Source organism: Paenibacillus sp. FSL L8-0638 (genome assembly GCF_038593075.1).
Taxonomy (GTDB): domain Bacteria; phylum Bacillota; class Bacilli; order Paenibacillales; family Paenibacillaceae; genus Paenibacillus; species Paenibacillus polymyxa_D.
Genome location: NZ_CP151960.1, coordinates 2,892,362 through 2,905,282, shown reverse-complemented (window position 1 = coordinate 2,905,282; position 12,921 = coordinate 2,892,362). Strand labels below are relative to the sequence as shown.

Below are 12,921 nucleotides of genomic sequence, written 5' to 3'. Positions count from 1 at the left end.
TGGATCACCGATTACATAACCCGAAGGTGAATATTACCAAGGTTGTTCAGCTTTGCTCCCTGCGGACAGAAGCAGAGAACCCCCTGGCCGTCAAATTCAAAATAATCCGGACATTCCCACATATAGCCGAAATCGGACAAACGGGTATGTAGTTCGCCAACCTCTTCCCATTTGTAAAGATCAATGGAGCGATAGAGCATGGCACAGCCGGTAAGATTGGAACGTTGCGCTCCAATTACGGCATAAAAGCAATCTTTCTGTTTCCATACTTTGGGGTCGCGATAATGATCGGTATATCCGGACGGAGGTCCGCTTATAACCGGGGAGGAGAACTTGTGTATACGTCCATCTCTCTCCATTTGAGCCATAAACTGATAAGGCATTCGCTCCCAACTCTTATCACGTGTATTGCCGGTGTACATGAGGTATAATCGCCCATTGTGTTCGATTGCACTGCCCGAGTATACTCCATGACTGTCAAAATCCCGGTCCGGTTTTAACGCCACTCCCCGGTTCGTCCAGTGAACGAGATCCGGAGAGCTGGTATGATACCAATATTTGGGACCATGCACTGGACCGAGAGGAAAACATTGATAGAACAAATGATACTCTTCATGAAAAAAAGCAAATCCATTCGGGTCGTTCAGCAACCCTGTCTCAGGCTGGATATGATACCTCTGGCGCCAGGGGCACCTTGCCACTCTGGCGGCCAGACCGGAGATTTCTCCGGATTGGTATTTTCTAATCTTCTGTATCTCTCTTCTTTTGTCCACTCCACAGCAACCTCCTTACTGCAAAATAGTTCCAAGCATGCTTAAACTTACGGTCGATCCGCTGCTTCGTTTGAAGTCTCCCCTGAGACTGACGCATTTTTCCGCTTGCCCCAGAGTAGGGTGATGAGAAACGCAACCAGAAAGCTGATGCCCATGCCGATACAGAAATCAGCGATGGACTGTGGACGGATTGCGATAATACCGGGTAGCGCCGCCGGTCCCATCGAAATGGACAGCACATGTGCGTAAGCAATATAGGCGGAAGCCAGGCCGGAACCGATCATCGCAGCAATGAACGGGTAGCGAAGCTTCAGGTTGATTCCGAACATTGCAGGTTCGGTAATACCGAGCAGCGCGGATATGCCGGCAGCTGAGGCGATACTCTTCGTCTTGCTGTTGCGTGTGATGAGAAAGACGGCCAGCGTAGCTGCGCCCTGAGCGATATTCGCCATCGAGGCAATCGGAAGCAAGAAGGATCCGCCCGTCTTAGCAACGTCCGACAATAGTTGGGTATCCACAGCGAGGAAACTGTGATGCATTCCCGTTATGGCAATCGAAGAATAGAAAAAACCGAAAATACCTCCTCCAATGAAACCCGTCGTATCATAGAGCCAGAAGAGACCATCTGTCAGTCCGTTGCCCGCGGCGCGAAGGACCGGTCCAACAACAGCAAAGGTCAAGAGGCCAGTAATGAGGACAGACAGCAAAGGAGTCAACAGATTATCAAGATAAGATGGAATTACCTTTCGCAAATTTTTCTCGATTACCGATAAAATGTAGGATACGGCCAGTACTGGCAGAACCGTTCCCTGATAGCCAACCTTTTCGATTGAGAAACCGAACAGTTGCCAGGTGGGTACTGTCCCATCTACAAGTGCCTGGCCGTAGCTGTAACCATTAAGCAGATCGGGATGAACCATAATCATGGCCAGCGCCGCACCCAAATAAGGATTTCCACCAAACTTGCGAGTGGCCGAGAAGCCGATCAGGATGGGAAGGAAAACAAATGGAGCGTTGGCGAATAAATTAATAATGCTTGCCCAATCGGCAATACCAGGGTACATCTCGACCAGAGACCTGGGACCAAACAGATTGCTGGCAGTCAGAACGTTGTTGATCCCCATTAATAGACCCCCGGCAACAATCGCCGGAATGATCGGAACAAAAATGTCGGAAAGTGCTTTCACAAGTCGTTGAAGCGGATTCATTTTAGCTGCTCCTGCCGTCTTTACATCGCCGGTGGACATTTCTCCGAGACCCGTAAGTTTGGCGAACTCGCCATACACGTTATTTACAATCCCGGCTCCAAGGATAATTTGATATTGCCCTCCTATAGAAAAAGTCCCTTTAACAACGTCCATTTGATCAAGCGCTTTTTGATCAAGCAAAGATTCATCTTCAAGAACGAGCCGCAATCGCGTCGCACAATGAGCAGCTGCCGTTATGTTTTCCTTACCTCCCAGGGCATCCAGGATGTCAGCTGCAACTTGCTTGTAATCCATATTTCTCTCCTCCTAATATTATGAAACCGGTTCCAATTTAATTAAAAAAAATGTTCGTTACCGACATTGGCCGGTAATTTTTGTTCGAAAACAACTGCCCTCCTATTACTTTCTCCGAAGAAGGTTATTGCCCCACTTCACCACTTCTCGCTCCCTTCAATAAGCCCCTTTTGACCACCCGTAGGATTGGATGGACATACAACCCTTGCCATAGGAAAAAAATTGCTCAATTCAAAATGTTTGTTTTATATTAAATTTTGTAAGGGGGCTGTTATTTGATAATAAAACACTATCCATGTCATCCTCAATGGTAAGTTAATGCGATGGCAGGGTAAAAAATTGCCCCTTCATTAACACAAAAATCCACCGCAGAAAATAAAGGGTCGTTGCTGCTTCCAGCCCGGTTTTCCTACACCCTGACCTGAACAGACTGAAACACGAGGATTATTTGCTAAATCCATAAGAGTGCTTGCCTGCCAATCGTCAGGAAAGAATTTAAGCATCTCTTGGCAGAACAATGTGGGTTCTTACGATATTCAGGAATCGGTTTATTGAATGCTTGAAGCCTCCGTCTCGTCTCCGGTGAGTCCTTCGTCTTCATCACCTACCATCGCCTCTACCCAATCGATGTCTGCAAAAGCTATCTTCATGTGCTCCTTCAGTACGCGCTGAGCATTCAATCCTACCTCATCAATCATAGATTCCTTAGTAAAGTTTTCTGCAACTAACCAATCAAAAAACATAATATAGTCATGGCAATAGTTCAGAAGCACTGATAAACCTCCCCACCTATAAGTTCATCACTTTGGTCGTTTGATCAATGATGAAACTGAAATCACCTCTTGCAAGTGGAGAATTATATATTATTATACAATTTTATCTATGTATTCCATAAAAGAATTCTCCTTGGACGCAAACCATCATTCTGAATCCATTACTATAGAAAAAAGCCGCCATTAATGGCGACTTTCTACATCCTATGTTCTGTCCTCCAAGAGCTTCAATCTTAATTTGATCGCCCACCATCAATAAAGGTTGTTTTTCAATCTGGGCACATTATTGTTCTCTAAGTGATAACGGGTTGCAAATGAATGTCTCAGAGAATGCACGGATAAAGCTGGTTTTCCAAAAGCTGAAGCATTTTTTTCAATCAGTTTCTCATTGGTTAAGCAGAGATGCTCTTCATGAACAGCTATTATTGTCATCAGAAATTTTCGTCCATATCAAAATAGAAATCAGGTTCTCTCCCGTTTCCGGTAACTGTTTCTGGAACGGTACTGCTGCGGAGATCTTGCCGGATAACGTGCGGGAAAAGAAAACATATGGACCAGATGGGTAAACGGAATGGAAGCGAACAGAAGAAACGCCAGGATGATGTGAAGCTGAAACACGAAGGGAACCATGTGCATCAACCCGTATTGCGGATTAAAGGTGAACAGGCTGCGAAACCAAGGCCCGATGGTCGTACGGTATTCATAGGCCACCACAGTCGTATTATACACGATGGTCATATAGGTTCCGATGGCTGCGATGATCAGGACTAAAATCACTGTGAAATAATCGCCAAAACCCGCATGGGCCCTTACCCGACGGTTAAGGATTTTGCGCATAAGCAGAAGAACCAGACCGATGACGACCATCAGACCGGCAAAGCCGCCCCCCGCGATCGCAAATATATGATAGGTCTCATCGGATATGCCGAAGAAATGATAAACACTGCGCGGGATCAACACACCCATGATATGGCCAACAAACGCGAAAATAATCCCGTAATGGAACACAGTCGAACCGATTCTGAGCCATCTTTTTTCAAAAATCTCCGTAGAAGGCGCCGTCCAGCTGACCTGACGAAAAGCAAACCGATAGAGCAAGCCGAAGATCATCACCGCCAAGGTAAGATAGGGAAACACGACCCACCAAAAGATACCAGTCATCATTATACCCCCATTCCATTGCACGTTTTATAGACAGGTAAGCCTGAATCACTACGAGCCGTACCGTCCATGCCAAACAGGATAGGGTAAGGCAGTTCATCCAGATCGGCGCTCTCCCGCTTGCTCTCCAGCATGCGAATTTCTTCTTCCGTAGGGACCTCGAAAACATCGGTCATCAGAAAGTTCAACAACTCGGAATAGGGACTGTCTTCAGACAGATGCTTCCGAATCCGCTCTGTGGCTGCGGCCAGCCGGAGTTCAAGCGCGCGTACATGAACATTGTCGGACCTTACCGCCAGCAGCTCGTACAACAGCGGAATGAAGTCGCACAGCTCCCCGCTCGGCATCATAAAGCCCGCATCCCGGACAATATGCTGAAGCAAAATCAGAGCTGCCCCACGTTCCCGACTGTCACCCAATTCATGAGCGGTCAGATAGAGTCCGGTCTTTTCCTTCCAATCGAACGTCCAAACATAAATTTCCTGAAGCTCCTTGGGAGGAACCGAGAAGATAGCCTCGGCCGCCTGGCCAAACCTGCTCGCCAGCTCATTATCTTTCATTTCCTCTTGGACAGCTGCAAGCAGTTCCTCCTTCATTTCCTGAAAATCCTCACAGGGATATCCTAGCAATCTGGCGCAGGCCGCCAGCAAAACGGGCTTATGTTCCATCATCCATGTCCTCCCTTGCGAAAAGATGTGACGTGACCGCGCTTGACGGGGTAATGGATTCGATGCTGCAGGCCCCCTGCTTGTAATGAAGCTCTTTCGCGCCATCCATTTCCCTCCGGGCGGTTGGGATCACAAACCTTTCGTTATATTTGGCAACAGCGAACAATCGGGTCATCTCTTCAATTTCCTCCACTGTAATTCCCGCCTCTCCCAAAAGCTGGCTGTGTCTGAGATCATCCATGCCGCCAACGGCTTGCTGCCGCCTATGTACACGCATGGCGGTCATTTTAAGCAACACTCTACGGATGACGGAGGTATCCCCTGCCGTAAGCAGAGATGCCAGATACTCCATTGGAATCCGCATCTGATCGACGGCGGGAATATAGTGATCGGTCTGAAGCTCGTCTTCTTCAATATGGTTCATAATCGGGCTAAGCGGTGGAACATACCACACCATAGGGAGCGTGCGGTATTCCGGATGAAGTGGCAGAGCAACCTTCCACTTCATGGCAAGCTTGTAGATCGGCGAGCGCTGTGCCGCATCGATCCAGGAATCGTTGATCCCGCTTCTTCTCGCCTCCTTGATCACTTCCGGCTCGAAGGGGTCAAGGAACACCGAAAGCTGGGATTCATACAAATCCTGCGGATTCTCCACGGAAGCTGCCGCCTTGGCTCGATCTGCGTCATAGAAGACGACACCGATATAGCGAATCCGGCCCACACAGGTTTCCGAGCAAATCGTGGCCATGCCCGCTTCTGTCCGCGGGTAGCAGAAATTGCATTTTTCCGCCTTGTGCGTATTCCAGTTGTAGTATACCTTGTGGTAGGGGCAGCCATTGGTACAAAATCTCCACCCCCGGCAGGCGTCTTGATCCACAAGTACAATACCGTCCTCCTCCCGCTTGTACAAAGCTCCGGATGGACAGGAAGCCACGCAGGAAGGGTTCAGGCAGTGCTCGCAAATGCGGGGCAGGTACATCATGAATGTCTTCTCATACTCCATGGCGATGCGTTCCTGAAGCTGCTTGACATTCGGGTCCAGCGGTACGATCTCGCTTCCGCCAGCCAGGTCGTCATCCCAGTTCGGGCCCCATTCCGGCTTGTCCATATATTCGCCGGTAATCAGTGATACAGGCCGGGCGACCGGAAGATGCTTCCGCTTGGGGCTATGAATCAAGCTATCGTAATCATAGGTCCACGGCTCATAGAAGTTGTCCAGGCTGGCCATATTCGGATTGTAAAAAATATTCGCCAGCTTGGTGATTGGCCCCCCCGCCCGGAGTGCCAGCTTTCCGTTGCGCAGAACCCACCCGCCTTTAAATTTCCTCAGGTCTTCCCATGCCCGAGGGTAACCGGGACCCGGCCGGGTTTCCACATTGTTGTACCACATGTATTCCGTTCCGGGCCGATTGGTCCACGTGTTCTTGCAGGTCACCGAACAGGTATGGCAGCCGATGCATTTGTCCAAGTTCATGACCATGGCGACTTGCGCTTTAATCCTCAAGCCAGTCAACCTCCTTTAACGGTCGGATGATTGTCATCGTATCTCTCTGACTTCCTGTCGGCCCGTAGTAATTAAACCCGTAGCTCAGTTGGGCATAGCCTCCGATCATATGTGTCGGCTTCATCGTAATTCGAGTCACACTGTTATGGGTACCGCCGCGCTGCTTGGTGATAGAGGTGCCCGGCACGCCAAGCGTGCGATCCTGGGCATGATACATATAAGCGATCCCCTCTGGAATCCGGTAAGTCAGCACCGCTCTTGCTGCGATGACTCCATTCCGGTTATATACCTCAATCCAATCGTTATCCTTGATCCCGATCGAAGCCCCGTCTTTTTCGTTCAGCCAGACGACCTGCCATCCGCGGAACAGCGTCGACATTTGATTGGTGTCGATGAACATCGTATGAATTCCCCATTTTTGGTGCGGGGTCAAATAACGGATCGTCATCGTTTTTCCATTCGCTGGCACTTCTTTCTCACCCTTAAAAAAAGGAACGTGCTCCAGCGGCGGCAAATAAAGCGGCAGCCCTTCACCGAAATCCAAAATCATCTCATGGTCCAGATAAAAGCTTTGTCTGCCTGTTAAAGTACGCCATGGAATGCTGTACTCCGTATTTAAGGTAAAGGGCGAGTATCTCCGATTGTCCTTCTCCAAGCCACTCCAGACCGGAGTTGAGATCGTATGCCGGGGCTGAGCAGTAATATCCAGAAGCGTGAAAGCCTCTTCTTCCCGAGGTTTTGAGATGTCCTCCAGCTTTTTGCCGGTTTTGGTCTCTAACGAACGCCAGCCTTCCACGGCCCGTTCTCCGTTCGTGGCGCCAGACATCAGCAGAATCGCTTCGATTACCTGTTTATCCCGGAATAGATCCGGCTGTCCTTTGCCGATCCCCTCATGTTTCGATGCCCCCAGCCGCTCCATGAGCTGGCCGTACACCTTGTCGCCGGGAATTTTAATCCCCTTTGTTCCATAGCCCTTTTTAATGTTCGGTCCGATGGTAATCATTTTTCCATACACGTTCGGATAGTCACGCTTCACCAATAAAAAATGGGGCATCGTTTTGCCGGGCACTGCCTCCGTCTCTCCCTTGCGCCAATCGCGGATTTTTCCGTGAGCTTGAGCGATTTCATCTGGACTGTCATGTCCGAGCGGAGTCATGAGAACATCCTCGCAGGCTGGCAAATGTTTCTCCGCCAATTGGGAGAACGTTTTGGCGATTTCCCGAAAAGCGTCCCAATCGCTTTTGCTTTGCCAAGGCGGTTCAATAGCCGGATTAAACGGATGGACAAACGGATGCATATCGGTCGTGCTTAAATCGTATTTTTCGTACCAGGTCGCTGCTGGCAGCACGATATCCGAAAACAGCCCTGAACTCGTCATTCTAAAATCCATGCTGATGAACAAATCGGTTTTTCCTTCCGGCGGAACATCATCCGTCTTCACCGTCTCCGGCCGCCACGAATGGCTCGGGTCCGTCAACACCTGATTGTCCGCCCCGATCAAATGCTTGGCAAAGTATTCATGCCCTTTACCGCTATCGCCAAGCAGATTGGACCGCCAGTTGAAAAAGACACGCGGGAAATTGTTCGGATCATTGGGGTGCTCCACCGCAAAATCTAGCTCTCCCTCTTTAACCATTCTCGCAATTTCCTGTACGGCCTCCTGGTCGTCCGAAAACCCTTTTTCTCGAACCTGTCTGGCCACATTGATGGAGTTCTGGTTGAATTGCGGAAATGAAGGCAGCCACCCGAGCCTTACGGCCAGCGCATTGACATCCGCAGGATGCATATGGTTAAACCGCCCGCCCCAGGATGGTTTCTGCTCCTCATTGACCTTGGCCTCATAGCGGAACTGCTCCGTCGCGAAGTAGAAGAAGGAGGTTCCGTTTTGTAAGCGGGGAGGCTTGATCCAATCTCCTGCAAATGCGATCTGCTGCCACCCCTCCACTGGCCTCACCTTTTCCTGACCTACGTAATGGGCCCATCCGCCGCCATTTACTCCCTGGGAGCCCGTGAGCAGAACCAAATTCAGAATGGAACGGTAGATTTGGTCGCTGTGATACCAATGGTTCGTTCCTCCGCCCATAGCGATCATCGATTTCCCACCTGTCTTGGCCGCATTTTCGGCAAACTCCCTCGCTACCTGAATGCAGTGAGATTTCTTGACGCCGGTAATCGCCTCCTGCCAAGCCGGAGTGTAAGGCTTCGGATCGTTATAATCGGCCGGATAATCGCCTTGCAGTTGCTGCCTGGGTACTCCCACATGAGCCATCATGAGGTCGTAAACCGTCACGACTCTGATCGTCCCGCCTTCCACACTCGGCAAATGCTTTACGGGAACTCCACGCCGAACTGTCCCTCCCTCCGATTCCACGAAATAAGGAAAGTCAACGAGAGCCACTTCATCCGCCGCATCAATAAATGACAGCAGAGGATCCACTACTGTCCCGTCAGGATTTTCGAGATCCAGGTTCCACCTGCTGTCCTGATCCCAACGGAAGCCCTGGCTGCCGCTCGGAACCATCGGCGCTCCTGATGCCTCGTCCCAGACTACCGTTTTCCATTCGGCCAACTCCTGGGCATCTCCCAAGTCGGAGGCCCGTAGGAAGCGGCCCGAACGAAACGCATCGGCATGTTTCTCTAGTATCACGAGGAAAGGCAGGTCTGTAAATTTTTTCGCGTAATCCGTAAAATAAGGGACTTGCTGATCCACGTAGAATTCTTTGAGAATGACGTGGGTCATAGCCATGGCAAGCGCGGCATCGGTCCCGGCTTTAGCTGGCAGCCAAATGTCCGCAAACTTTTCATACTCGGCATAATCGGGGCTGACCCCGACCACCTTGGTGCCGTTATAACGGGCTTCCACCATGAAATGCGCATCAGGAGACCGGGTTTGCGGAATGTTGGTCCCCCAGATAATAAAATACTTGGAGTTATACCAGTCGCCGCTTTCCGGCACATCTGTTTGTTCTCCCCAAACCTGCGGCGAGGCAGGGGGAAGGTCTGCATACCAATCATAAAAACTGAGGATGGTCCCGCCAATCAGCGACAGGAAGCGTGTCCCTGCCGAATAACTCACCATGGACATGGCCGGGATCGGGCTAAAACCAACAACACGATCTGGACCGTATTGTTGAATGGTATGGATAATAGAGCTGGCAATCATCTGACAGGCATCATCCCAATCCGCCCGAACGAAGCCGCCTTTCCCCCTGGCCTTGACGTATCTGTCACGCTTTTTGGGATCGCTGACGATGTTTTTCCAGGCCGTGACCGGGTCCTCAACAACTGCCAGCTCCTCACGCCACATGTCGTACAAATCACCGCGGATATAGGGATACTTCACCCGGATCGGGCTATAGGTATACCAGGAGAAGCTTGCCCCGCGCGGGCAGCCCCGGGGTTCATACTCGGGGAAGTCGGCTCCTGTGGTCGGGTAGTCCGTTTTTTGTGTTTCCCAGGTGATAATGCCGTCCTTGACGAAAACATTCCAACTGCAGGAACCGGTACAGTTTACGCCATGTGTCGACCGAACGACCTTGTCATGCTGCCAGCGGCCACGGTATAGGCTCTCCCAATCCCGGGATCTTGGGCTCTCCTCGGTCCATCCCTCGTTTATGGCCTCTCCGCGTTGCAAGTATTTCAACGCATCAAGCAGCTTGTTTTTATGCTCAGCCATTGCACAGATGCTCCTTTCCCTGCTGGTTTACCGGATTAAACCTTTCCCCCGTCAGTTTGAAGCTGTCTTGTCCCAACTGAAGCTCTTCCATAAACACTTCCCAATCCGCTGCGTTGCAAGCCGCGATAATCAGGCGCTGAAGCTCGTTCAGATCCTGCAGCCGGCAGATTTGTTCTTGCACAGGCTGTGGCACTCCGCCGAATCTCATCTCAAGCAAGGCAAGCAAATCATTCCGATCATCCCGGACAAACTGTTCCGTTTCCACCTGATTCATCTGGTTCGCCTTCTTTCGTAGCCATTTTTCCAACTCATTCTGCCGACCTTTGTTAGAATTTCATCATTTTAAAATAATCGGCAATCATCGATTTCTTAATCTTTTCCGCCGACTGTTTAAAAAAGGTCAAGACCTCTTCATCGCCGTCTTCCACTAATGCCCAGGAAAATTTCCTGCTGGTGACCTGCCCCAATTCCTCGCCAAATCGGAGGTAGACGGTGATGCCGTGATCATCGGTCCGGCCACCCGCCTTCACATCATAAGGATGAAGGTGGAGCATCTCGAGCTCTTGTACCAGTAGCCGATACAGTCTCGGCTCCACAGATTGAAGTGGTTTGTCGGGAAGCATCGCCGCCAGTGTATAGGTCTCATTTTTCATGGAGCAGTCCCTCCACTTCTTTCTCCAGCATGTTCATTTCATCCCGGTTATGCAGTTCATCAACGATAATCAAAGCCTGAAAACGAGCAAGAAGCTCGCCTCCCACCTTGCTCTGCGCCAGCAGTTCCTTAATCTCAGCGACAATTTCTCGCATTAATTGATGATCGCGAGTCAGGGAAATAATGACATTCTTCAACTCCGGCTTGATGCCCACAGCTTCTACATATAATCCTTCCTCTTCGCTGGCTGCGTGCTGGAGCGTACGCCCCTCCCAATGCTCCACCGTGATGTAGGCAATTTCCTCTGCTTTGTCCAATTCACCTTTTTTTATACTTCTGTCCAACAGCTCGGTAAGTTCTCTTGCTTCGCCTAAGGCCGCCTCATGAATCATCGAATGACTGTCCACATGTCTCAATGCGGGTCCTGACATGAATCCCCCGCCTCCTTTCCTGTTGCTTTTTTTGAGAAATGATTTTGCGCTAGCCCGCCGCCTTCACCTTCCCCGATTACGGAGTCAGCCAGCGAAAGGTCGCTGAATATAGCCACATAATGAGTGACATTCTGCTCGTTCGTAATTGCCGTTACCGAGAGCCACTCTTGAAAAATCTCCCCGCTTGCCTTGCGATTGACGATCTTTCCCTGCCATTTTCCGGTGGTCAGCAAAGTGTCCCAAAAGGCATTATAGAAAGAGCGTTCTTGGAAGCCGGAGCTGAGTATATTGGGAGTTTTTCCAATCACCGCTTCTTTGGGATATCCGGTGACCTCGGTGAAGGCGGCGTTTACGGTATGGATCACGCCCTTGGCATCAGTGACCATCACGGCATCGGCTGTGGACTTGATAATATCCGACGCAAACTCCAGCTTGTTGCTGAAAAATACCCACAGAACAAGTATCAGGCTGGCCAGCGAGGCCTCGGACAAGGCCATAAAGCCGATTGCGTAGTGGCCTGTCCACCCAAACAGCAGGGTAAGCAGCAGTGGAGGAAAAAAACCGCCTAGACCGCCCGCTGCAGAGACGATCCCGCTGGCGATGCCCCCCTGCTTTGAAAAGTAAAGCGGGACCAGCTTGAACACCGCGCCGTTCCCGATACCGGCGCACACGGCTACCATCAAACAACCCAACGTAAAAAGAGGCATGGTCAATCCGAAAGAGAGTAAAACTCCTGACAAGGTTAGGCCGGCAAACACGAACATAAGAACTACAAAAGGGTTGGACTTGTCGGACAGTATCCCGCCTACTGGACGGAGAAAGGTAGCCAAGGCGATAAAACCCGCCGTCCTGAGTCCGGCATCTACCTTGCTTAATTCAAAATAGCTGACCAGAAAACCGGGGAGATAGATTGTAAAAGCTACGAAGGAGCCGAAGGTGATGAAGTAAAATATGCTGAAAAACCACAACTTTTCGTTGCGATAAACCTGCTTGAGTTGATTCTTCCAGGAGCTTCGTACGCGCTCTTCGTGCTTATCCCCTAAAAACAGATTCAGTAGAGCGAAAAGGGCGAGCAAAATCAAAAAAAACTGAAGGGCTCTTGACCAGCCGATCGCATCAGCCACCCACGGTGCGCCAAAGGTAGAGATGGCCGTGCCCAGGTTCCCGATCCCGTATATCCCGTTGATGGTGCCCTGCTTTTCTTTGGGATAATATTTGGGCAGTGAAGTCACACCGACCGAGAACGTGGCTCCACCTATCCCAAGAAAGAAGCCCCCGACCGCCAAATCCAGAAAAGTATTGGCCTGGCTCAAATAGTAGACAGGAACAAGCAGAATAAAGAAACTGACTGTATTCATCAGCCTTGCCCCGAAGCGGTTGGTCAGAATCCCCGCCGGAATTCGCAGCAAAGAGCCCAAGATTACCGGGATCGCGGTGGACCACGCTCTTTGTCCGAGCGTCAGCGGAATATCCTGACTTATGTAAGAAATCAGGGAAGAGATCAAGACCCAGACCATAAAGGAGACAACCAGACTTAAGGTTTGCAATGGCAACTGAATTTTTTTTACCATTTTATAGCTCCCCTTTGAAGATTATTCGAATCGCAAATATAGGATATAATATCCATTTTTGACAAACTTCTGACCTTTCAAACATTTGATTTGGGGAGGTAACAAATGACGGCTCACTTGCAACCTGTGATGGAAGGATGCTTGCCATGATCGGCTACGATGTGGAAAAATATTTTCGGAAGATGCTGTAGCTGGCGGGCAAAAATTAGG

At 50.1% G+C, this 12,921-nt stretch carries 11 protein-coding genes and 1 pseudogene; all 12 read right to left on the bottom strand.

From position 1 onward, the window contains the following. Positions 1-11: 11 nt before the first annotated feature. The 12 genes and pseudogenes from MKY35_RS12555 to MKY35_RS12500 all read right to left on the bottom strand — a co-directional run bounded on the left by MKY35_RS12555 (position 12) and on the right by MKY35_RS12500 (position 12,711). On the bottom strand, positions 12-773 hold the full coding sequence (locus tag MKY35_RS12555; protein WP_342446554.1) for a glycoside hydrolase family 32 protein: 762 nt from the start codon (positions 771-773) through the stop codon (positions 12-14). Positions 774-820: 47 nt separating this feature from the next. Continuing rightward, positions 821-2,275, bottom strand: a complete 1,455-nt coding sequence (locus MKY35_RS12550; protein WP_322252367.1) for a sucrose-specific PTS transporter subunit IIBC — start codon at positions 2,273-2,275, stop codon at positions 821-823. A gap of 548 nt (positions 2,276-2,823) precedes the next feature. Next, positions 2,824-3,048, bottom strand: coding sequence for a hypothetical protein (locus MKY35_RS12545; protein WP_322252366.1), 225 nt, complete (start codon positions 3,046-3,048; stop codon positions 2,824-2,826). Between the two features lie 258 nt (positions 3,049-3,306). Next, positions 3,307-3,435: pseudogene (locus tag MKY35_RS12540) on the bottom strand (tyrosine recombinase XerS); the annotation flags it as partial. 75 nt (positions 3,436-3,510) lie between these two features. After that, complete coding sequence (narI, locus tag MKY35_RS12535; protein ID WP_342446646.1) at positions 3,511-4,209, bottom strand: respiratory nitrate reductase subunit gamma; 699 nt, start codon at positions 4,207-4,209, stop codon at positions 3,511-3,513. A gap of 2 nt (positions 4,210-4,211) precedes the next feature. Next, positions 4,212-4,880 (bottom strand): nitrate reductase molybdenum cofactor assembly chaperone, encoded by a 669-nt coding sequence (narJ, locus tag MKY35_RS12530; RefSeq protein WP_342446553.1) that lies wholly within the window; start codon positions 4,878-4,880, stop codon positions 4,212-4,214. Further along, a complete protein-coding gene (gene narH / locus MKY35_RS12525) occupies positions 4,867-6,381 on the bottom strand; it encodes a nitrate reductase subunit beta (RefSeq protein ID WP_342446645.1) in 1,515 nt (504 codons plus the stop codon). The genes narJ and narH overlap by 14 nt, the downstream gene beginning before the upstream one ends. Next, positions 6,371-10,057 (bottom strand): nitrate reductase subunit alpha, encoded by a 3,687-nt coding sequence (locus tag MKY35_RS12520; RefSeq protein ID WP_342446552.1) that lies wholly within the window; start codon positions 10,055-10,057, stop codon positions 6,371-6,373. The genes narH and MKY35_RS12520 overlap by 11 nt, the downstream gene beginning before the upstream one ends. Further along, the gene (locus tag MKY35_RS12515; protein ID WP_029515295.1) at positions 10,050-10,331 is read right to left on the bottom strand and encodes a hypothetical protein; all 282 of its coding nucleotides are present in this window, start codon (positions 10,329-10,331) and stop codon (positions 10,050-10,052) included. The genes MKY35_RS12520 and MKY35_RS12515 overlap by 8 nt, the downstream gene beginning before the upstream one ends. 52 nt (positions 10,332-10,383) lie before the next feature. Continuing rightward, on the bottom strand, positions 10,384-10,710 hold the full coding sequence (locus MKY35_RS12510) for a hypothetical protein (protein ID WP_039274876.1): 327 nt from the start codon (positions 10,708-10,710) through the stop codon (positions 10,384-10,386). Continuing rightward, the gene (locus MKY35_RS12505; protein ID WP_342446551.1) at positions 10,700-11,140 is read right to left on the bottom strand and encodes a hemerythrin domain-containing protein; all 441 of its coding nucleotides are present in this window, start codon (positions 11,138-11,140) and stop codon (positions 10,700-10,702) included. Before MKY35_RS12505 ends, MKY35_RS12510 begins: the two co-directional genes overlap by 11 nt. Further along, complete coding sequence (locus tag MKY35_RS12500; protein ID WP_342446550.1) at positions 11,122-12,711, bottom strand: MFS transporter; 1,590 nt, start codon at positions 12,709-12,711, stop codon at positions 11,122-11,124. The genes MKY35_RS12505 and MKY35_RS12500 overlap by 19 nt, the downstream gene beginning before the upstream one ends. Positions 12,712-12,921: the final 210 nt, after the last annotated feature.